The sequence below is a fragment of the Streptomyces sp. NPDC005811 genome, assembly GCF_040630405.1.
Taxonomy (GTDB): domain Bacteria; phylum Actinomycetota; class Actinomycetes; order Streptomycetales; family Streptomycetaceae; genus Streptomyces.
Window position 1 is genome coordinate 1 of record NZ_JBEXXK010000037.1, and the last position, 20,975, is coordinate 20,975.

The following is a 20,975-nucleotide window of genomic DNA, read 5'->3' on the forward strand; positions in this document are numbered from 1 at the left end:
CTCACCGTGGTCGGTGAACCGGGGCAGGGCGACGCGGGGGACCTTGTTCCCGGAGAGGGACTCACGGGTCAGCTTGGTGCGGATCTCCTTGTCCCTGACCTTCACCACCTGCTCGTCGCCGGAGTACGAGGCGACGACCGCGGGCCAGTCCGTGATCTGCTCCGTGATCTCGTACGGCAGCTTCCGGCGCGCCTCGTCGAGCAGCGCCCGTACGCTCTCCGCGTCGGCTCCGGCGCCGGCCAGTTCCTCCTCGACGGCCGTAAGCCGCTGCACCCGCCGCGCCGCCTCCGCGAGCTGACCGGTCCCCGTGTGGTAAGCACGCACGGCGCCCGTGATCTCGGCGAGGTAGCGCACCCGCTCCGCCGGGACCACCTGCCGGATCCCCGAGGAATGGCGCACATCCACAGGCGCCAGCACCCCCTCGGACGACGCCAGCCCCTTCTCGGCCAGGACGGACTTCAAGTGCTGGTAGAGCGCGGTGACGCCGTCGTCGTTGAAAGTCGCGGCCGAGGTGCCGAACACCGGCATGTCCTCCGGCCGCATCCCGAACGCCTCGCGGTTGCGGACGAGTTGGCGGCCCACGTCGCGCATCGCGTCCTTCGCGCCGCGCCGCTCGAACTTGTTGATCGCCACGACGTCGGCGAAGTCGAGCATGTCGATCTTCTCGAGCTGCGAGGCGGCGCCGAACTCCGGCGTCATCACGTACATCGAGGTGTCGACGAACGGCACGATCGCCGCGTCGCCCTGACCGATGCCCGGCGTCTCCACGACCACCAGGTCGAACCCGGCCGCCTTGACCACGTCGATCACGTCCGACAGGTGCTCGGGCAGCTCCCGGCTGCCCCGGGTGGCGAGGCTGCGGAAGAACACCCGGGAGCCGTCCAGGGAGTTCATCCGGATACGGTCGCCGAGCAGGGCACCGCCGCCCCGGCGGCGGGTGGGGTCGACCGCGATCACCGCGATCCGCAGCTTGTCCTGCTGGTCGACGCGGAAACGGCGCACCAGCTCGTCCGTGAGCGAGGACTTCCCCGAACCTCCGGTACCGGTGATACCGATCACCGGCACCACCCGCCCCGAGGCCGCCGCACGCACCTGTGCCATGAACTCTCGCGGCAGCTTGCCGAGTTCGGCACCGGTGATGGCACGGGCGACCGCGGACCGGTCGCCGGTCGGCACGGCGGCGGCCTCGGCCGGTCGGCCCTCCCACAGGTCGAAGTCACAGTCCTTCACGACGGTATTGACCATGCGGGCCAAGCCCATCCGCTGCCCGTCCTCCGGGGAGAAGATCGTCACCCCGCTTGCACGTAGCCGGGCGATCTCCTCGGGCACGATGACCCCGCCCCCGCCGCCCACCACCCGCACATGGTCCGCGCCCTGCGCACGCAGCGACTCGATCAGGTACTCGAAATACTCCACATGCCCGCCCTGGTAGGACGAGACCGCCACGCCGTGCGCGTCCTCCTCCAGCGCCGCGTCCACGACCTCGCGCACCGACCGGTTGTGCCCGAGATGGATGACCTCCGCGCCCTGGGACTGGAAGATCCGCCGCATGATGTTGATCGACGCGTCATGCCCGTCGAACAACGCCGAAGCCGTAACCAGACGGACAGGGTGCACGGGTTGATGGAGATCGCTCATGGCGGGCCCTCCCTGGACAGGTGGAGGCTCTGACGGCAGCGATAGTAGGACGTCCTAGTAAATGACAGAAGGTGATCTCTGTGTGACCAGAAGCACAGAGGGTGTCAGGTGGCCCGGCCGTCGTTCTCCAATGCGGGGGCGAGGAGGTGGCAGAGGCAGTCGGCCAGCAGGTGAAGGGGGTCGGCCGTGTCCAGTGGCCAACCCACGGCGATCCAGGCGGAGAAGAACGACTCGGTCTGGAGTACTGCCATCAGTGCCCGTTGGCGAGCCTCCGCGGGGTTGACGCCCTGCCAGCGCGTGGGATGCCCGACCAGCAGACCGACGTAACGCTGGTGTGCCTCGACGTACTGCGCCCGGCCGTCGCCGACGCTGCGCAGAGCGGCCGGAGACGCCACGTTGGCGACACGGCGGATGGGTGCCATCTCCCGCCAGTGCGCCTCGGCCCCGTCGAGCCACTTCCGAATGTCGGCGCGGGACCAGCGGTCGAGCGCGGCCAGCTCCGCGTACGCCTCTTCCATCAGTCCGTACACACGCTCCACCAAGGCGTCCACGATCTCCGCCTTGCCGGGGAAGTGGGCGTAGACCGTGGCCCGCGTCACCCCGGCCGCCTGGGCGATGTCCTCCATGCGCGCATCCAGGAAGGGCTTCGCGGCGAACACCGTGACGGCGGCGTCGAGCAGTCGGCGATGGGTGAGGTTCTTCTGCTCTTCGCGCAGGTTCTTGCGAGGCGTGGGCTCCATCCGCCCAGTCTCTCCTGCTGTTCTCGCGTCCCGAGCGTGGGGCGCGCTCCGGGCCGACGGTCCTCCGTGCCGCCGGCAGCGCATGCACTGACTATACGGCGTGTATGGTGAAGCGATTTCGCTATACGTCGTGTATAGCGAAGATTCCGGCTTGGAGCCCGCTTGATGAGCACCGCAGCGAACGCCGCGAGCCCCGTGGACACACCCCTCACATCCCGTCGGCAGGTGCTGAAAGCGCTCAGCGGCCTGCTGCTCGCCCTGTTCGTCTCGACCCTCAGCAGCACGGTGGTGTCGAGCGCCCTGCCCAGAATCATCGGAGCGGTACACGGGTCCCAGACGCAGTACACCTGGGTGGTCACCGCGACCCTCCTCACCACGACGGCCACGACTCCGATCTGGGGCAAGCTGGCCGACCTCTTCAGCAAGAAGACACTGGTCCAAGCCGCGATCGTCTTCTACGTGCTCGGTGCCCTGGCCTCGGGGGTGAGCCAGACCGGCAGCCAGCTGATCGCGGCGCGCGCCCTGCAGGGCATAGGCGTCGGTGGTGTCCAGGCCCTGGTCCAGATCGTGCTCGCGGCCATGATCCCGCCCCGCGAGCGGGGTCGTTACAGCGGCTATCTGAGCAGCGTCACAGCGACGTCCACGATCGGCGGCCCGCTGCTCGGAGGTGTCGTGGTCGATACCTCGTGGCTGGGCTGGCGATGGTGCTTCTTCATCGGGATTCCGTTCGCTGTCGCCTCGTTCCTGCTGCTCCAGCGGACGCTGAACCTGCCCGTCGTACGCCGTGCAAACGTGAAGATCGACTATGTGGGTGCCACGCTGATCGCGGCGGGTGTCAGTGTGCTGCTCGTGTGGGTGTCATTCGTCGACAACTCGTTCGCCTGGTCCTCCTGGCAGACCGTCGTCCTGGTGGCCGTCGGCCTGGCGCTGCTCGTCGTCGCCATGTGGGTGGAGACGCGGGCTGCCGAGCCCGTCGTGCCCCTCGCCATCGTCAGGCAGCGCACGACGGCGCTGGTGATTGTCGCCAGCCTCTCCGTCGGCACGGCCTTGTTCGGCGTCACGGTCTTCCTCAGTCAGTACTTCCAGCTCAGCCGGGGGTACAGCCCGACCGAGGCGGGGTTGCTGACGATCCCGATGATGGCCGGCATCCTGATCGCCTCCACGATCGCAGGCCGTCTGATCACCCGTACCGGGAAGATCAAACCGTTCATCGTCACCGGCACCGCGCTTCTCGCGATCGGGCTCGCCGGCCTCAGCACCATCGACTACAAGACGCCCATGGTCCTGCTGAGCGTCTCGATGCTGTCCGTCGGCATGGGCGTCGGGCTGACGATGCAGAACCTCGTGCTCACCGTGCAGAACACCGTGCCGCTGAAGGACGTCGGCGCGGCCAGCTCCACGGTGTCCTTCTTCCGTTCCCTCGGCGGCACGATCGGTGTCTCGGTCCTCGGTGCCGTGCTGGCCCGGCACGTCCAGAGTCAGGTCTCGCAAGGTGAGATCACCCGCATCGCCTACGGTGACGCCACGGGCCGCGTCTTCCTGATCTCGGTCGGCGCGGCCCTTCTCGCCCTTGTCGCCGCCGTCCTGCTGAAGCCGGTCAACCTGCGCAGCAGCCTTGACCTGCCGGCATCCGAACCCGACCGGGGCGAGCGGACGTCGTCGGACGAGGAGGCGGCGAAGACGGGTGGGTAACGCAATACGTTGACGACAAGTAATCGGTATTCCTATAGTCGGCCAGTCTGGAGCTGGGCTGTGTAAACGGGGGAGCCTCGGTGACCGGACTCGGGGCGGTCGCCGTCCGACCGACGACGTCGTGAAGTTCACAGGGCGAGGAGGTGCGGAGTGCGATGGGAGCCCGGCAGGCGGTTTTCCCTGGTCGTCGACGAGGACGTGGCGCGTCTCGACATGATGAAGACCGCTGTGGAGGCGCACGCGTTCGACACGGAGGTGCTTCTCGTCGATTCGCCCGAGGGGCGGGCCGCCATCTCCTTCGCGCAGAGCGCCTTCGCTCATCCCCGCCCACGAAGGCACACGATCCTCCTTGTGCGGGCGAACCCGGTGAGTTGGGCGACCGCGGCGATGTTCGAAGCCGTTCGGGCGTGCGGCGACTGGGACAGAGTGGACTTGGTCGTCGCCGCCGAGGGGCGGCCGGAGACCTTGCCGGTGCTGATCGCCGACCTCCCGGCATTGCGCGTGGTGTCGCCTCGGACCCATCCGTGCGCCGTCGTCGCGGCCCTCGTCGACGTCGGGTGGAGCAGCACGTGCTCGTCATGAAGGGGGTCGGAGATCTTGCACGTGGACGCTAGGATGACGAAGTATCCAAGGCGTGAATGTCGGAGGGAAGAGACTCGATGGCAGGCGTCGGAAACCACGGCACCCGGACCGGCGCTCGTGGCTCGGACGCTGTCAGCGCGGGCCGCTCGGCCACGAGCGTGCGGCTCGCCGACTCGCTGGGCCAGACGTACGACCTCGACTCGGCCGGCACGGAGCGGCTGCTGGTCGCGGGGCTGATCCTGCGGGTGCGTGATCTGCTCCTGCGTGAACTCGACGGTGTCCTGAGCGAACTCGGCACCTCGCACGCCAAGTACCAGGTGCTGTCGATCGTCTGCTCGGAGCCTGAGGGCGTGCAGTTGTCCGAGATCGCGGCACGGGCCTCGGTCCACTCGACCACGATGACCGCCACGATCGACCGCCTCGTGCGAGGCGGCCTGATCGAACGGCGTGCGGACCCGGGCGACCGGCGCCGTATCCTGGCCGTCGCCACACGCGAAGGGCACAACCTGTACCGACGGGCTCACGCCGAACTCGCTGCGCTCGAGTACGGGTTGTCGGACGTCGAGTCCGACACCGTCAAGACCCTTCTCGAGGGTCTGGACAATGTTGCCCTCGTCTTCGAGCGCGGAGCCGGCGACCCCGAGTAGCGGACGAGGAACCGACCGCGACCGCATAGGAACACCGCGGCGCCGTCCGCCCAAGTGCGTACGCTCACCTGGTAGTTGCTCCCGGTCGACGGAGTCGGCCGCCGCTGACGGCTGTGTCGGCGTGCATTCCGGAGCTCAGCCGGCTCACCGATGAGCGCGCCACCGTCGAGTCGACTCGGCGCCGAGGGCAGTCCCGCCTATCGGGACGGTGTAGAGGCCATGTACTGGAGAAGGTGCACCCTGCTGACCAAATAAAGGTCACCCGACTATTGGTCAGCGTACTTATCGCCGACCCTGTTCGCACGTCCAGTTGCTCCCTCCGGGGAAGCGGCCGCCGGCAGCGGTCCCGCTTCCCCGATCTCGTCCCCGAGTGAAAACGGAGCGTTACCCTCATGTCCCCATCCCCGTCCTCCGTCTCCCCGCTCCCACCCCGCCCCTTGCGCAACGCCTTGGAAGGCGCCCTGGCCGCTCTGTGCGCGGTCGTCGCCATGGCGGCGCTCGCCGTCGTCGGTCTGGCCGTCTTCGAGCCGGCCTCGACCGACTCCCTGTGGGCCCTGACCATGGGAGTGATCGCCATGGCCGTCGGCGGCTCGGCCACCGTCGGCCCCGACACCATGCCCATGCCGGCTGCGTCATCGACCGGCACCGCCCAGCCCGCCGGCGGCGCGGCGAACCTGACGATGAGCGGCACGGCCCATGTGTTCCCGCTCGCGATCACGCTCTTCGGCGCGGTGGTTCTCTGGCTGGTGTTCTCCTGGGGCCTGCGGCGACGGCCCTTCCAGGCGCGTGACCTGGCGGCGCGCGCGGTCGGCGCGGTCGGCGCCTCCGTACTCGTCCTGTGGGGCGCCGCGGCCCTCGCGCACGGCTCGTTCACCATGCCCACAGTCGGTGGAAAGGGCGGCGCCAGTCTCGGCGGTCCGCTCGGCGACCTCGTCGAGAAGCTCTTCGGCTCTGCCGGCCTCGCCGCCGCTGCCGGCTCGGCCGCGCAGCCGCCGATGTCGTACCAGGTGGGGATCGGCGCGACGGTGATCGGCGCGTTGGTGTGGGCGGTCCTCGTGCTAGTCGTCGGTCTGCTGATCAGCCGCCGGCTGCCCGCCGAGTTCTCCGCGCGTGGGCTGCGGGCCTCGTGGGCGCCGAGCCTTTCGGCCCTCGTGCGGACGCTGCTCGCCGTGGCGGCAGTGCTGACGCTTGTCGGTGCGCTGTCCGCCGGTGACCGCAAGGCCGCGGGCGGTGCCCTGCTGACGGCACCGTTCGCTCTGGCGTCGTTCCTGAGCGTGGGCCTGGGCTCCACCTGGACGTCGGCGTTGCACATGGTGCAGAGCCCGGCCGCCGCGGCGGCCGCCGCGGGCCAGGCAGGCCAGTCGGCCGCCGGTCAGGCGGGCGGGCAGGCAGCTGTCCCGCCGGCCGATCACACGCAGCGCCTGGGTGATCTGACGTCCGGCGGCATGCCGGTGTGGCTCATGTCCATCGTGCTGACCGGTCTGGTTCTGCTGGCCTGCGCGTATGCGGCCGCCCGGGCGACGGATCCCGCGAACGCGCGTCCACTGCACCCCTACAAGGGCCCGCTGGGCCGGCACCTTGGCCTCGCCGAGCGCTTCGGCATCGTCACGGCGCTCGTCCTGGGCGGGGCCGCCGCGCTCGCCGAGCCCTCCTTGGACACCCACGTGACCATGGCCGGCCACCTCGTCAGCGGGACCGAGATCGGCCTCGACGGCGGTGTGCTGTGGACGTTCGTCGCCGGTCTGCTGGCCGGTGCGGTCGCCGGGTTCGCCGGAAGCCTGCTGTGTGGGGAGCGGGCGAGTTCCCCCGGGTTCCGCTTCCTCCCGCGCAAGGAACCGGTGGCCGCGGCGACCGGTTCGGGCGCGGTCGTCCGCAACACCGTGGAGCCGGGGGCCTGACGAGCGTCAGGCAGGCATCGGGCGACCGCGGTGACCGTTCCCGCCGGGCCGGAGTCCCGGCGGGAACGCGCACGCGTGGCGCGCCGATCACGCACAGAGCCGTCCGAAAAGGTGAGGAGACAGATAGTCGGTCAACCTTGCACTGGGCTCTGGCGCCAGATACTTTGACGGCGTCACAACCCCATCACGCCTCAACCAGGCCAGAAGGCGTTCGGGCGGAGGTTCGGACTGTGGCATCCCATCAACTACATGGAACGGTCGCCGTGGTCACCGGGGGCGCCAGTGGCATCGGGCACGCGCTCGCCCATGCCTACGGGCGGCGTGGAGCGGCGGTGCTGATCGCCGACCGCGACGAGCAGGCCCCGCGGACGGCGCGCGCCGGTCTGACCGACGCCGACATCGAGGCCCACAGGCATCTGGTCGACCTCCGCGACCCGGCCGCCGTCGGCGCGCTGGTGGAGCGGACTGTGTCCATCGCGCCGATCGGCGCCTTGTGCCTCGACGCGGGAGTGTCCGGCGGAGGGCGCGGTGGGAGATGCCGCGCGAGTCCTACGACTTCAGCCTGGACGTCAACCCGCGGACCCTGCTCAACTCGGTGAGATCACCGGTGCCGGTGCCGATCGAGCAGAGCCGCCCCGCCGATCTGGCGCTGACCGCCTCGCTCGTCGGGCTGATCTCCCTTCCCACCAGCGGTCCCTTGCGCGGGTTCTTCCGGTCGGTGCGGTGACCGCGAAGTGCGTACCACCCCTGCCACGGTGTGAGCCGCACCGGCGTAGCGCGGACACGACGGAGAAGGCGTTCAGCGCATGACCCACGACAGTGCCGGTGCCGTCCGAGCCCTGCTCGACAAGCAGGCGCTGACCGAACTGATCGCGGTGCTGTCGGCGGCCGTGGACAGAGGCGATCACGCGCAGATCGTCGGCCGTGAGTTCGCCGAATTCGTCTGCGCCCCGGGGAGGCTCCCGCCGGGGCTGTCGATGCACCGCCTGCTCGGCCGGTCGGTCTTCGAACTCCATGGGGACGAGGCCTATGGAGAGACCGTCTTCGTCGTCCACTCGGGCTTGGAGGGGACCACCGAGTCCCGTTCGGCCGGTACGTCGACTGCTTCCGGCGCTTCGACTCGGGCTGGAAGATCGCTTACCGCCGGGTCGTACCGGACCACACCCTCGCAGCCGACGACATCACGCGCTACTGGCGCGGCAGCCGCGACCGCCACGATCCACGCGACGACCGGATCCGCGAGCCGCCGGACGAAGGCCGCCCGGAGGCCTGAGGAGCCGCCGGACCGGCTCCCGCCCGCGTCGGGAGCCGGACCGACTGTGCTGCGGATCAGAGCAGTTCGACGATGGTGGCATTCGCCGTCCCGCCGCCCTCGCACATGGTCTGCAGACCGTAACGGATGCCGTTGTCCCTCATGTGGTGCAGCATCCGGGTCATGAGGATCGTGCCGGAGGCGCCGAGCGGGTGGCCGACGGCGATCGCGCCGCCCAGCGGATTGAGAACCTCGTCGCGCGCGCCCAGTTCGGCCTGCCAGGCCAGCGGGACCGGGGCGAAGGCCTCGTTGACCTCGAAGACCCCGATGTCCGAGATCGACAGGCCGGACTTCTTCAGCACCTTCTGGGTCGCGGGGATCGGGGCGGTCAGCATCATCAGCGGATCGCCGCCTGCGACGGCGCCGGAGTGGTAGCGGGCGATCGGGGTGAGCCCGAGCCCCTTCGCCCGCTCCGGGGTGGTGATCAGAACGGCCGAGGCGCCGTCGGAGATCTGCGAGGCGTTGCCTGCGTGGATCATCCCGTCGGCCTGGAAGGAGGGCTTGAGCGTGGCCAGCTTCTCCACGGTGGAGCCGCGGCGGACGCCCTCGTCGGCGGTGAAGCCGGGCTTGCCGGGCACGGCCGCGAGCTGGCCGTCGAAGGCGCCGGCGTCGATCGCGGCGGCCGCGAGTTCGTGCGAGCGCACGGCGTACTCGTCGAGCTGCCGCCGGGTCAGGCCCCACCTGCCGGCGATCAGCTCCGCCCCGATGCCCTGGTCGAAGTCCTGGTTCGGGAAACGGCCGCCGGTCAGGTCGGTGTGGTAGCGGTCGCGGACCAGCGGGCCGTACGGCCGGCCGAGTTCCTGGGCGGAGCCGTAGGGAACCCTGGTCATCGTCTCCACGCCGCCGGCCACGACGAGGTCGTACTGCCCGGCCATGACCATCCCGGCGGCGAAGTCGAACGCCGACTGGCTCGACCCGCACGCCCGGTTGATCGTCACGCCCGGCACGGACTCGGGCCAGCCCGCCGCGAGCACCGCGTACCGGCCGATATGGGCCCCGCCCTGTTCGCCGACCTGGCTGACGCAGCCCCAGATGACGTCGTCGACCAGCTCGGGATCGATGCCGGTGCGCTGCTGCAACGCCCGCAGCGCGTACCCGGACAGGTCGGCGGCATGGACGTCGGCGAGTGTGCCGTTGCGCTTGCCGATGGGGGTGCGGACGGCGTCCACTATGACGGCTTCGGGCATGGGTCAACTCCGCGTGAGGACCATGATTAATTTGTGGATGGCAGACAGTAGCTATGCAGATAGTTGGCTGTCAATGTATTTTTACTCCCGGCGGCGGCAATCCAATACAATATTTTTTATTGCACGATCCCTGGTCGGTGTCCCGTGACGCGGGTACCTTGAGGCCGCCGAACCAGCATTGATGTCGGTTTGAGCAGAGAGGCACCGACGATGACGTCTGCCCTTCGCCTGAACTCGCGGCCCTCGGAGTTCGGCGGCTGTGTGCTGCCCCCGTCGATGATGGAGCGCGTGACGCTGATCATCGACCTCTTCGAGCGTCCGCAGACCCATCTGACGCTCGACGAGATCGTCCGCCGGACGCGGCTGCCGCGTTCGACCACGCACCGGATCCTCGACCAACTGGTCAGGCTGAACTGGCTGGGGCATGCGGCGGCGGGATACATGCTGGGCGCGCGGGCACTCGGCCTCGGCGGCCGGGAGATCGACCACAGCGCCCTTCGCGCGGCGGCGGCACCGCATCTTCTGCGGCTGGCCCTGCAGAGCAAAATGGTCGTGCACCTCGCCGTACTGGACGGACCGGAGATCTACTGCCTCGACAAGGTCGGGGGATCGGCGGCGGAGGACATCCCTTCCCGGGTCGGCGGGCGTGAGCTCGCGCACTGCACCAGCCTCGGCAAGGCGATGCTGGCCTGGCTGAGCCCCGAGGAGATCGACGTGCGGTACGGGCAGGTGCTGGAACGGCGCACGCGGCACAGCATCGGCCGAGTCGACCTGCTGCACCGCGAACTCGCCGCCGTTCGTCGGCGCAACGGGCTGGCGTTCGATCGTGACGAGTGCTTCGTCGGGCTCGGGTGCGTGGGTCTCGCCCTGCGCGGCCCTGACGGGCCGGTCGCCGCGGTCTCGGTGGTGGGGGACAGTCGGTCCCCGCTGGAACGGGCGGCCCCGCTGGTCGTCGGCGCCGTGCGGGCGGTGAGCGAGGAGCTCTTCGGTCCTGTACGCCCCTACCCGGGCGCGTTCTCGGAGCCTGGGTCCCTCTGAGCGGGGGGCGAACGGCGTCGAGGGGACCGTGACTCCGGAGATCGTGGCCGCGCACGCTGCCGCCGCTCGGCGCAGCGCGCGACAGCCGACGGGTCACGTGCCCCGGGCCGCGGGAACCTGGCGCACCGGCAGCACAATGGCCGAGGGATGGTCCGGGTCATGGAACACCTGCTGTTCGGCGCCGCGCAGGCCGGTCGCCGTGGCGCGCGGTTCGCCGGTGCCGGGGTTGCGGTTGTAGCGCGGGAAGGCGCCGCTGGAGATCTGGACCCGGATACGGTGGCCGGCTTTGAACCGGTAGGCGGTCGGCCACAGCTGGACGTTCGCCCTGGTGGTCCGGTCGGCGTCCGTGAGGCTCGTGAGGCCGTCGCAGACGTTGGTCGAGCGACCCTCGGCGTCGACGTCGCACAGCCGCACGAAGACATCGGCGTACGGCAGGCTGGAGCGGAAGAAGATCTCCGCGCTGACGTCGCCGATCACTTCGACGTCCTCGTCCAGCAGGGCAGTCGTGTAGGTCAGGACGTCCCGACGGGCCTCCAGATCCTTGTTGTCGACGCGGCCGTTCTTGACGCCGAAGGCCATGCGGACGCCACCGACGGCCGGGGTGGGGTCGGCGGGGTCGTAGCGGTACCGGTCCGGGGGTGCCGCCTCGGGGACCGAGGGGGAGAGGGTGCCGCGCGGCTGGAGGTGGAAGCGGCGGGGCTCGTACCCGGGCGGCGGCCAGGAGGAGAAGTCGCGCCACTTCTCCTCGCCCATCACGAACAACCGTACCGGCGCGCGCTCGGCCGGTTGCTCGCCCCGGGCCAGCGCGAGGCCGAAGCCGACGGCCTCGGCGAAGGCCACCCCTCCCACGCCCAGGGAGGTGTGAGCCCAGGGACCGACGGTGAGCCGGGCCGTCCGACCGGCCTCCTGAAGTACGCGGAAGTCGCGGAGCTGGCCGGGCAGGAAGATGTCGTGCCAGCCTGCGACCGAGCTCACCGGCACTTCGACGTCGGTGACGCGGTCGCGGTGGTCGAGGGCCTTCCAGAACGGAGCCTCGGAGTCGTGGTCGAGGATGTTCTGGATGTAGTCGTCGCGGTGACCGATCGCGGCCAGGTCGGCCTGGTTCAACGGCAATGTGTGCAGGGCCCGTTGGACCTTCTTCGCACCGAGCATCGCGCGCGGCATCGCGAACGGACGCTCCTGTCCCGCGACCTGGACGGCCCAGCCGAACGGCGTCTCCAGGGAGAAGGCGTCCGCGCGCAGGAAGTCCAGAGTGAGGGCGGATTCCGTGACCACCGGGATCATGGCCTTGACCTGGGGCGGCAGCGAGTCGGCGATGGCCCACTGCACGAAGCCCAGATAGCTGGCGCCCCAGAGGATCATCGACTCGCCGAACCAGGCCTGCTTGAGCACCCATTCGACGGTGTCGAGACCGTCCTCACGCTCGCGGCGCAGCGGGTCGAAGGGGCCGTCCGAGCCAAAGGTGCCGCGGGTGCTCTGGATGAGCACCTGGAAACCGCGCTCCGCCAGCGGGCGGGCCATCGGTCCCGCAGTCGCGCCCGCCCGGCCGTAGGGCACGCGGATCAGGGCGGTCGGCAGGCCGGCGCCGCCCGACTTCGGCGCCCAGCGGTCGGCGAGCAGCACGGCACCGTCGCGCATCGGGACGCGCAGGTCGTGTGTGACGCTCAGGTCCCTGGTGAGAGGCGGGCCGAGGTGCAGCATGCGCTGGACGAGGTGGCTGCTGAGGTTCATCAAGGGTGGCCTCCGGATGCGGGAGTGGGGGCGGTGGGGCGGACGGTGAACGCCGTCGCGAGGTGCTCCAGGCGGTCGGCCAGCTCCTCGGCGTCGAGGGGGTCGGCCGCGTCGATCAGCCAGTCGTTGACGATGGCGCCGGTCCCGCCGCTGATCATCACTTTGAGGTCCTCGGTCGTCGTCTCGTCGAGGTCGCCGAACACCTCCCGCAGCCCCGCGGGAGTGATGAGTGAGCCGAACAGCCTGTTCAGCGCCCGGGTCATGGGAAAGGCGCAGGAGCCGGTGAGCATGGCCCGGTAGAAGGGCCGGTGCTCGGCGAAGTGCCGGGCCATCGCCAGCAGACGCCGGTGATGTGCCACGTCGTCGTCGGCCACCTCCGGCATGAGTTCGCGTTCGACCAGATCGGTCGCGGCCGCCACGAGGAGTCCGTCGCGGTCGCCGAACTGGATGTACACCAGTTGCCGGCTGACGTTCGCGGCCTCGGAGAGGTCGATGACGGGCAGAGCGGTGGTGCCGCGTTCGGAGACCAGGCGTACGGCGGCGCTCATGAGGGCGGCGCGGTTGCGGAGCACCTGGCGGCTTTGTCGGTCCTGCATGTCCGAGAGACTAGACAGATGTCAAAAGATAGGCAACTGTTAAATCAAGCGATTCATTTACGATCATGAGGAGCCGGTCGCATGCCCGCCGCCGAATTCCGTGACCCCGAGGTCCGCACCACCGTCGGCGTGGTCCGCGGCCGTACCGAGGGCGGCCTGGCCGTCTTCCGTGGCATCCCGTACACCGAGCCTCCGCTGGGCAAGGCGCGTTTCCAGGTACCGCGGCCCGTGCGCGGCTGGGACGGCGTACGGGAGGCGTACGAGTTCGGCCCGCCTGCCCCTCAGGACGCGAACATGGGCGGCCGCGGCGACAACGGCCTCTTCAGCGGTACCGGCGACGACTGGCTGACGGTCAACGTCTGGACGCCCGCGCCGGACCCCGCCGCCCGTCGACCGGTGATGGTGTGGATCCATGGCGGTGCCTACAAGCACGGCTTCTCCGGCAGCCCCGGCTACGACGCCCGGCACATCGCGCGTGAGGGCGATGTGGTGTTCGTCTCGGTGAACTACCGTCTCGGCGTCGAGGGCTTCGCCCGTATCGAGGGCGCGCCCGCCAACCGCGGGCTCCTGGATCAGGTCGCTGCCCTGGAATGGGTCCAGGAGAACATCACGGCGTTCGGCGGCGACCCCGACCAGGTGACCATCCTCGGGGACTCGGCCGGTGCCGGTTCCATCGCCTCGCTCATGGTCATGCCGAGCGCGACGGGGCTGTTCACACGGGCCATCGGGCAGAGTCTGCCGGGGACCTTCTTCTCCGACGCCCTGGCCCGCGACGTTGCCGCGGCCATCGCCGCCGAGGCGGGTCTGCGTCCGAATGCCAAGGCGCTGTCCGGTGTGGACGCGCGGGAGCTACCGGCCATCGGGCACGCGGTGGAGTCGAAGATGCGTCAGCACGCGGCCCGTTGGGGCAACTTCGCGCACACGCTCACCCTCTTCTCCCCGGTGGTCGACGGTGAGGTGCTGCCGGTCACACCCTGGCAGGGCCTCGCGCGCGGCGCGGGACGGGACGTGGAGCTGATCATCGGTCACAACCGGGACGAGTGGCGCACCTTCTTCCTCTTCGGAAACCTCTTCGGCAAGGTCACCGAGGAGCAGGCCGGGGACGCGCTGCGGCACTTCGGTCCCGGCGAAGAAGAGGAAGGGGAACGGGCCTACCGCGAGGCGTTCCCGGACATGTCCGCGGAGGACCTGTTCGAGGTCGTGCAGAGCGACTGGCTGTTCCGCATGCCCGCGCTGAAGCTCGCCGAGGCACAGGCCGCCGGCGGCGGCAAGGCGTACCTGTACGAGCTGGCCTGGCAGTCCCCGGGACACGGCGGGATGCTGCGCGCCTGCCACGGACTGGACGGCCCGCTCCTGTTCGGAACCTACGACGCCCACCTGGGTCCGGTGGCCATCGGCCCCGAGCACGTGGACGAGGCCGAGGTGCTGACGTCCCAGATCCGCTCGGCCTGGACCTCGTTCGCCGCCACCGGTGACCCGGGCTGGCCCGCGTTCGACGCCGAACGTCGCCTGACCCGGATCTTCGACACGGAGCCGTCGGTGACGGCCTACCCGGAGGAGGTCTCGCGGCGGCTCTGGCAGCCGTACGCCTTCGCAGCGATGCCGTTGCTGACCTCCTGACGGGGCTCTGGCGCACGGGCGCTGCCGGGGGCGCGTCACAGGGTTGTTCCGGTCAGTCGTTTCCAGTGGTCGTACTTCCGCTGCCGCGAGGCGAGTCTGCGGCGCAGGAGGAAGAGCCCGTGCCAGAGGGGGAGCCGTAGGGGCGGCTTGTCGGTGGCGGCGATCGAGACAACCGCGTCGGCGGGGCTGTAGACGTCGGGCACGGGATACGCCGGTCTACGGCGCCTGTCCTGAACTCCGTTCTGCAGCAGGCTGGTTGGAGGATGGTGACTTTGATGCCCAGGTGTCGTACGTCCTGGGCGGGTGATTCGCTGAAACCTTCGAGGCCGAACTCGGAGCCGCAGTAGGCGGCCATGACGGGTACGGCGGCGATGCCGGCGACGCCAGGAGAAAATGATGATGTGTCCGGTGCCGCGCTCACGCATCTGCGGCGGGACGGCCCGGGTCACCTCCAGCGTGCCCCATGGGACGTAACCGGCGACATCGAGCGGGCCGAACCGGTCGTGGACCGCCCCGAGCGCGGCCACGACCGACTCGGGCTCGGTCACGTCGAGCCGGACCACCTCGACGGACGGGAGGTCCGCGAAGTCGGCCGGGGCCTTCACCGGGCTCCGCACGGTCACGGCGACCTTCCAACCCGCCCGGGCGAAGGCCCGGGTCAGGGCGGCTCCGAAGCCGGTGGAGGCTCCCGTGACGAGGACGGTCATGGTTACCAGGTGACCGGCAGCTCGTAGAGGCCGTAGACGACCCCGTCGTGCTTGAAGGGCAGCTTCTCCACGTCGGTGGCCAGGCGCAGTGTGGGGACGCGGCGGAAGAGGGTGCCGAAGACGACCTCCAGTTCCAGGCGGGCCACGGGCTGGCCCAGGCACTGGTGGATGCCGTAGCCGAAGGCCTGGTGGCGGCGGGAGTCGCGGTGCAGGTCGAGCCGGCCGGGGTCGGAGAAGTGGTCTTCTTCCCAGTTGGCGGTGACGCTGGGCAGGATGATGCCCTCTCCGGCGAGGATGGTCCGGCCGCCGATCTCGATGTCCTCCAGGGCGATCCTGCGGTTGCCGATGTGGATGATCGTCAGGTAGCGCAGGAGCTCGTCGACGGCGCGTGCGAGGACCTGCGGATCGTCGGTGTCACGGATGATCGCCAGCTGTTCCGGGTGTTCCAGCAGGGCCGCCGTGCCCAGCGCGATCATGTTGGCGGCCGTCTCGTGGCCGGCGCCGAGCAGCAGCAGCCCCATGGAGGCGGCCTGGCGCCGGGTGAGCTCACCGTCCTTGTAGCGCGCAGCCAGGACGGAGAGCAGGTCGTCGGCGGGCTTGGTCACCCGGTCCTGGATCTGCCGGTCGAGATAGTCGAGCAGCTCGTAGTGCGCGGCCGCGGTCTCTTCCGGGTCGGCGTCGTGGCGCAGGCCGATCTCGCTCTTGGTCTGGAAGAACTCGTGGTCCTCGTATGCGATGCCCAGCAGTTCGCAGACGACCAGGGACGGCAGCGGCAGGGCCAGTGCGTGGACCAGGTCGGCGGGCTTGGGCCCGGCCAGCATCGCGTCGATGAAGTCGTCCGTCACGCGCTGCACCGAGGGACGCATGGCCTGGACCCGCTTGATGGTGAAGGCGCCGGAGATCATCCGTCGGATCCGGGCGTGCGCGGGGTCGTCCAGGTTCAGGAACGCGGGCTCGCTGCCGCGCTGGGCGACGTCGCGGAAGCTGCGGGCCATGTAGGGGAAGCCCGGACGCCTCAGGTCGACGCTGCACCGCGCGTCGGAGAGCAGGGTGCGCTGGTCGTCGTAGCGGGTGACGATCCAGGGGGTGGTGCCGTCCCAGATCCGGACCTTGGTGATCGGCTGGTCGGCACGCAACTGCTCGGCGTGCAGCTCCCGCAGCTTCGGCGGCGGGGCGAACGGGCAGCCGCTGTCGCGCGGCATCGGGAAATCGGGGATCGGCTGGTCGGCGGTGGCGGCAAGAGCGTCGGTCATGTCGTTCCTGAGGTGGGGGGTGGGCAAAGGAGCAGCGGACGGACAGCGGACGGCGCCGCCCGCGACGTTGACAAGTGCTCGAGTTGACAAGTGGTCGATGGGCCCGAGTGATCGTGGCCTACCAGGGCACCGGCTTTTCGTAGACGTTCCTGTGGGCCTTGAAGGGCAGGTCGGGGAATCAGCGTGGCGAAGTCGATGCGCGGTTCGGCGTGGGCCGGGGCGCTGGTGGACTCCGTATCCGAAGCCGTTGCCTCGTCCGCGCCCATGATCGCGCCGCCGATCTCCACGTCCTCGTCGGAGACGCTGCGGTCTCGTGCCCCGCGATCAGCAGCGCGAACGCGGGGCCGACGGTCCTGGCCCGGTCCTCGTCCTGGCCGTCTGCCTGCTCGACAGGCCGTCGCCGGACTTCCGTCGCTCCGTACGACGAGCTACCAGGGACGCAGGGGAAGGGCGACGGCCGCCATGAGTCGGTCGGGCTCGGACCGTCGAGCAGGCGGATACCGTCGTGCCTGGTCAGCACCCGTGCGGGTAAGTCGCTGGGCAGGGTCACGCGGAGGTGGGCGGGTCATGGCGGAGATGGATGTGCTCCGTGACGGGGGTGAACGGGGAGGTGTGCGTGTGGGGTGGGGGTGGCGGACATGGTGGGGGAGCCTCCGAGCACAGGGGGCAAAACGGATAGATTTCTTCCGCTTACGGGTTCGACATTAGCGAAGTGGAGGAATTTCGTCCACCTGACCGAGGTCGGACACGCCACTCACTGGGAGAATCAGGCGTATGACCGCTGATCCGCACACCCCGATGAGAGCCGACGCGCGGCGCAACCGCGACCAGATCCTGACGGCGGCGAAAGTCGTCTTCCAGGCTCAGGGGCCCGACGTGCCGATGGAGGAGATCGCCCGCAGCGCCGGAGTCGGCGTCGGTACTCTCTACCGGCGGTTTCCCGACCGGGACTCGCTCATCCGGGCTGTGGCGCAGGACAGCTTCAGCCGTGTGCTGGGGGAACTGCGGGCCGTGGCCCGGGAAGAGCCGACCGCCTGGGACACGATCACCCGTCTCCTCGCACACTCCCGCGAGTTGCGGGTGACGACGCAGCTGGGGCTGCTGTCGGAGCGGGCGCATGCGATCGTCACCCGGGACCCGGAGATCCGGGGTGTCCGGGACGAGATCATGGGCCTGCTCGACGACCTGGTCACGGCCGCTCAGCGGGAAGGCAGCCTCCGCGCGGACATCGGCGCGGGCGATCTCGGTGTGCTGCTGTCGCTGCTGGTACGGCACTACCCGGTTGCGGAGGCCGAGATGGCGGACATGATGCTGCACCGGGCGACGGCCCTCATCCTCGACGGCCTGCGAGCCCCGGGCACGCCGCTTCCGGGCCGGCGCCTGCTCCCACGTGACCTGGGCTGAGCAGGGTGCCGGCGGGGCTCGGTGTTCTGGGAGTTCTCTGAGAAGTCGGGTCGCCCGTCCCGGGGTCCGCGGGGCTGACCTGCGGTCGGCCACCGAGCGTTGTCAGGAAACTCCCAGGACCTCTGCGGAACGTGGCACTCCCGGCCGTCAGGCTGTGCCGGTCCTCAAGGACGCGGCGCCCCGTCGGCCGAATCCCTTCGTACGGCGTCGAGTTGCGTTGTCCGAACGAAGCGGAGTGATCCGACATGCCCGTCGTCAAATCGAAGCCCCTGGCCGAGCGCCGTCCGCCCGAAGGTCTGTTGAGGAACGCCCTGGACGGGGCGAGGGCCACGCTGTACGCCCTGGCCGCCATGGTGGTCGTCTCGGCGCTGGCCCTGTGGCTGCTGGACGCCGGGTCGGCCGGGTCGCTGTGGCGGCTGTCGCTCACACTGACGGCCATGGCCGTCGGCGGCTCGGTGAGCGCGGGCTCGGACACCTCGGCCCCGTCCGGCGGCTCCGGGATCGGAGACCTGCTCGGCGGCCTGTTCGGTGGGGGCGGGGGCATGGCCCCGTCGATGAGCGGGGCGATCGACGCGGTGCCCCTCGGTGTGACGCTGCTCGGCTCCCTCGTGCTGTGGCCCGCGTTCTCCCGCCGGCTGAAGGACCGGCGGCTCGAACTCCGTGAGCTGGCGGCGCGGACCGGTGGAGCCGTCGCGGCCGCACTGCTCGCCTTCCCGGTGGTGGGCGGCTTCGCGCACGGAACTCTCACCGTGCCGGCCTCGGCGATGAGCGGACTGGGCGGCGACCAGGGGGCGGGGGCCGCGGGCGGCGCCGGTGGCCTGGGTGGTGCTGGTGGCCTGGGCGGGATGTTCGGTGGTGGTTCGGCGCCCCAGGACATGACGATGACGTATCACGTGCACGCTGCGACGGCCGCCTTCGGCGCAGTGCTGTGGGTGGCCGTGGTGCTCGCCGCCGGCTGTGTGATCAGCCGCAGGACGCGGATCCCCCTCGGTGGCGCGGTCGACCGGCTGCGCCCGGCGTGGACGCCCGCCGTCTCGGCGATCGTGCGCACGCTGATGGTGGCGACGGCCGTGCCGCTGGTGGTGGTGATGTTCGTCGGCCTCCTGGTCGGCGGCCGGGCCGCGACGGTGGCCGGCGGCGCGATCCTGCTCGCGCCGAACGCCGTGGCGGTGTTCCTGACATTGGGCCTGGGCGCCCCGTGGACGGCTTCCGCGAAGCAGGTGGCGAGCCAGGGCGGCAATCCGCTCGCCGGACTCATGGGCGGGATGGGCGGTCAGCAGCCCGCGGTTCCCGCCGACCGCATCGAGCACCTGCGGGCGCTGTCGGCCGGCGGCTGGCCGCTGTGGCTGGGGTCGCTCGCGGTGACCGGCCTCCTCTTGCTGGCCTGTGCCTACGCGGCCGCACGGGGCACGGACCCCGCCCATACCCCGCCTCTGCACCGCTACCGTGGTCCCTTCGGCCCGCACCTCGGCTTCGCCGAGCGGTTCGCCCTCGTCACCGCGCTGATCATGGCGACGGCGACATGGCTGGCCGGGGCGTCCGGACGCTTCGGTGCGACGATGTTCGGCAGCGAGATGGGCGGGACGCGCGGCGAACTCACCGGCAGCGTGCTCCTCACCCTGCTGTTCGGGCTGCTCGTCGGGGGCGCGGCGGGGCTGGCCGGATGCCTGCTGCGCGGCGCCGTCACCAATCGCTCCCGTATCCTCGCCCGGAAGAAGGCCCTCAGGACCCCGGCGAACGCGGGTGAGGGGCATCCCGCTCCCCCCGCCACGGCGCCGGGCGCGGACTCCGGCTCCGTGGAGGTCTCCGTTGGCAACCGTTGAGCGAGCTCACCTGCGGGGGTCCCGGCCGGAGCAGGCACCGGCCGGGGCCCCCCGCGCCGGCGCCCCGCGGGGGGGGGGCGCCCCGCCCGCCCCGCCCCCCTCCTGCTGCTGTCAGACGAAGCTGCGCGTCGGCAGCGGCTTGCCGTACCAGAGCTCGATCAGGCGGGCCGCGATGGAGATGCCGTACGGGGGCAGGACCTCGCCCGCCTCGAAGGCGGCGGTCAGCTCGTCGCGGGAGAACCACCGGGCCTCGTGGATCTCGTCGCCGTCGACGTCGATCGCGGTGGAGGTGGCGCGGGCCATGAAGCCCAGCATCAGGCTGGACGGGAACGGCCAGGGCTGGCTGGCGATGTAGTCGACCGGGCCGACGGTGATCCCGGCCTCCTCGAACACCTCGCGGCGCACCGCCTGCTCGATGGACTCGCCGGGCTCGACGAAGCCGGCCAGCGTCGAGAAGCGGCCCTCGGGCCAGTGGACCTGCCGGCCGAGGAGGATGCGGTCGTCCTCGTCGGTGACTGCCATGATCACCGCGGGGTCGGTGCGCGGGTAGTGCTCGGCACCGCAGGCGGGGCAGCGGCGGATGTGTCCGGCCGCGGCGATGACCGTGCGCTCGCCGCAGCGGGAGCAGAAGCGGTGGGTGCGCTGCCAGTTCTCCAGGCCGACGGCGTGCACCATCAGGCCCACGTCCCGCGGCGACAGCAGCAGCCCGGCCTCGCGCAGTCCGGCCGGCCGGGCGGACTGGTCGATCCGGCCGGGCAGGGCGTCCTTCTGGAGGGCGAAGTAGCTGACGCCCTCCTCGTCGGTGCCCAGGAAGTAGCGGTGCGCCTCGGTGAGCGGGGCCTCGAACGAGGGCGTCATGACGAGCTCGGTCCGGCCGTCGGGCGTCTCGTCGATGAGGACCTGGCCGCCGGAGACGACGAAACAGCGCGTCGTGGGGTGGCTCCACGCGGCGGCGAGCCACGCCTCGTCAAGCCGGTGGTGGGCGGCCCGGTCGATACCGCTCGGCGCGGTGAGCGACACGGGCCTGTCGGCGTTCTGGTCGGTCCAGGTGGTCACGGGTGCTTCCAACTCCCCCGGTGGAACGGTTGATTCGGCGGGCGGTTCAGC

18 protein-coding genes and 1 pseudogene are annotated in these 20,975 nt (G+C 70.4%); 10 read left to right on the forward strand and 9 right to left on the reverse strand.

Annotated features, from left to right (window positions below; all coding sequences use genetic code 11):
• A partial coding sequence (locus ABZ490_RS33130; RefSeq protein WP_358998401.1) for a cobalamin-dependent protein occupies positions 1 to 1,638 on the reverse strand: 1,638 nt, incomplete at its 3' end.
• A 104-nt stretch (positions 1,639 to 1,742) separates the two neighbouring features.
• Positions 1,743 to 2,378: a helix-turn-helix domain-containing protein gene (locus ABZ490_RS33135; protein ID WP_358998404.1), complete on the reverse strand. Its 636-nt coding sequence runs from the start codon at positions 2,376 to 2,378 to the stop codon at positions 1,743 to 1,745.
• Positions 2,379 to 2,543: 165 nt separating this feature from the next.
• On the opposite strand from ABZ490_RS33135, the gene ABZ490_RS33140 reads away from it, so the two are divergent.
• The 6 genes from ABZ490_RS33140 (at position 2,544) to ABZ490_RS33165 (ending at position 7,924) form a co-directional block, all read left to right on the forward strand.
• On the forward strand, positions 2,544 to 4,070 hold the full coding sequence (locus tag ABZ490_RS33140) for an MFS transporter (protein WP_358998408.1): 1,527 nt from the start codon (positions 2,544 to 2,546) through the stop codon (positions 4,068 to 4,070).
• A 150-nt stretch (positions 4,071 to 4,220) separates the two neighbouring features.
• A complete protein-coding gene (locus ABZ490_RS33145) occupies positions 4,221 to 4,652 on the forward strand; it encodes a hypothetical protein (protein WP_358998411.1) in 432 nt (143 codons plus the stop codon).
• Positions 4,653 to 4,729: 77 nt separating this feature from the next.
• Positions 4,730 to 5,299, forward strand: coding sequence for a MarR family transcriptional regulator (locus ABZ490_RS33150; protein ID WP_358998414.1), 570 nt, complete (start codon positions 4,730 to 4,732; stop codon positions 5,297 to 5,299).
• Positions 5,300 to 5,691: 392 nt separating this feature from the next.
• Positions 5,692 to 7,197, forward strand: coding sequence for a streptophobe family protein (locus ABZ490_RS33155; protein WP_358998418.1), 1,506 nt, complete (start codon positions 5,692 to 5,694; stop codon positions 7,195 to 7,197).
• A gap of 263 nt (positions 7,198 to 7,460) precedes the next feature.
• The gene (locus tag ABZ490_RS33160) at positions 7,461 to 7,796 is read left to right on the forward strand and encodes an SDR family NAD(P)-dependent oxidoreductase (protein ID WP_358998674.1); all 336 of its coding nucleotides are present in this window, start codon (positions 7,461 to 7,463) and stop codon (positions 7,794 to 7,796) included.
• Complete coding sequence (locus ABZ490_RS33165) at positions 7,733 to 7,924, forward strand: hypothetical protein (protein WP_358998705.1); 192 nt, start codon at positions 7,733 to 7,735, stop codon at positions 7,922 to 7,924. Before ABZ490_RS33160 ends, ABZ490_RS33165 begins: the two co-directional genes overlap by 64 nt.
• Positions 7,925 to 8,526: 602 nt before the next feature.
• Here the strand turns inward: ABZ490_RS33165 and ABZ490_RS33170 are convergent.
• A complete protein-coding gene (locus ABZ490_RS33170; protein WP_358998422.1) occupies positions 8,527 to 9,696 on the reverse strand; it encodes a thiolase family protein in 1,170 nt (389 codons plus the stop codon).
• A gap of 210 nt (positions 9,697 to 9,906) precedes the next feature.
• Between ABZ490_RS33170 and ABZ490_RS33175 the strand changes: the two genes are divergently transcribed.
• On the forward strand, positions 9,907 to 10,734 hold the full coding sequence (locus tag ABZ490_RS33175; protein WP_358998425.1) for an IclR family transcriptional regulator: 828 nt from the start codon (positions 9,907 to 9,909) through the stop codon (positions 10,732 to 10,734).
• A gap of 93 nt (positions 10,735 to 10,827) precedes the next feature.
• On the opposite strand, the gene ABZ490_RS33180 is transcribed toward ABZ490_RS33175, so the two are convergent.
• Both ABZ490_RS33180 and ABZ490_RS33185 read right to left on the reverse strand, forming a co-directional pair.
• Complete coding sequence (locus tag ABZ490_RS33180) at positions 10,828 to 12,465, reverse strand: CocE/NonD family hydrolase (RefSeq protein ID WP_358998428.1); 1,638 nt, start codon at positions 12,463 to 12,465, stop codon at positions 10,828 to 10,830.
• Entirely contained in the window at positions 12,465 to 13,061 is a 597-nt protein-coding gene (locus ABZ490_RS33185; RefSeq protein WP_358998431.1) for a helix-turn-helix domain-containing protein, read from the reverse strand. Before ABZ490_RS33185 ends, ABZ490_RS33180 begins: the two co-directional genes overlap by 1 nt.
• Before the next feature lie 81 nt (positions 13,062 to 13,142).
• Here ABZ490_RS33185 and ABZ490_RS33190 point away from each other — a divergent pair, with 81 nt between their 5' ends.
• Complete coding sequence (locus tag ABZ490_RS33190) at positions 13,143 to 14,681, forward strand: carboxylesterase family protein (RefSeq protein WP_358998434.1); 1,539 nt, start codon at positions 13,143 to 13,145, stop codon at positions 14,679 to 14,681.
• 52 nt (positions 14,682 to 14,733) lie between these two features.
• Here the strand turns inward: ABZ490_RS33190 and ABZ490_RS33195 are convergent, their stop codons facing one another.
• The 3 genes and pseudogenes from ABZ490_RS33195 to ABZ490_RS33205 form a co-directional block, all read right to left on the reverse strand.
• Positions 14,734 to 15,036: a hypothetical protein gene (locus ABZ490_RS33195; protein ID WP_358998677.1), complete on the reverse strand. Its 303-nt coding sequence runs from the start codon at positions 15,034 to 15,036 to the stop codon at positions 14,734 to 14,736.
• A gap of 133 nt (positions 15,037 to 15,169) precedes the next feature.
• Positions 15,170 to 15,388 (reverse strand): annotated as a pseudogene (locus ABZ490_RS33200) (SDR family NAD(P)-dependent oxidoreductase); the annotation flags it as partial.
• A 2-nt stretch (positions 15,389 to 15,390) separates the two neighbouring features.
• Complete coding sequence (locus ABZ490_RS33205; RefSeq protein WP_358998437.1) at positions 15,391 to 16,641, reverse strand: cytochrome P450; 1,251 nt, start codon at positions 16,639 to 16,641, stop codon at positions 15,391 to 15,393.
• A 774-nt stretch (positions 16,642 to 17,415) separates the two neighbouring features.
• On the opposite strand from ABZ490_RS33205, the gene ABZ490_RS33210 reads away from it, so the two are divergent.
• Together ABZ490_RS33210 and ABZ490_RS33215 are read left to right on the forward strand one after the other, a co-directional pair.
• Positions 17,416 to 18,045, forward strand: a complete 630-nt coding sequence (locus ABZ490_RS33210; protein WP_358998440.1) for a helix-turn-helix domain-containing protein — start codon at positions 17,416 to 17,418, stop codon at positions 18,043 to 18,045.
• 245 nt (positions 18,046 to 18,290) lie between these two features.
• Positions 18,291 to 19,868 (forward strand): streptophobe family protein, encoded by a 1,578-nt coding sequence (locus ABZ490_RS33215; RefSeq protein ID WP_358998443.1) that lies wholly within the window; start codon positions 18,291 to 18,293, stop codon positions 19,866 to 19,868.
• A gap of 111 nt (positions 19,869 to 19,979) precedes the next feature.
• Here ABZ490_RS33215 and nudC read toward each other — a convergent pair whose 3' ends face one another.
• Positions 19,980 to 20,924: an NAD(+) diphosphatase gene (gene nudC, locus ABZ490_RS33220; RefSeq protein ID WP_358998446.1), complete on the reverse strand. Its 945-nt coding sequence runs from the start codon at positions 20,922 to 20,924 to the stop codon at positions 19,980 to 19,982.
• Positions 20,925 to 20,975 lie beyond the last annotated feature (51 nt).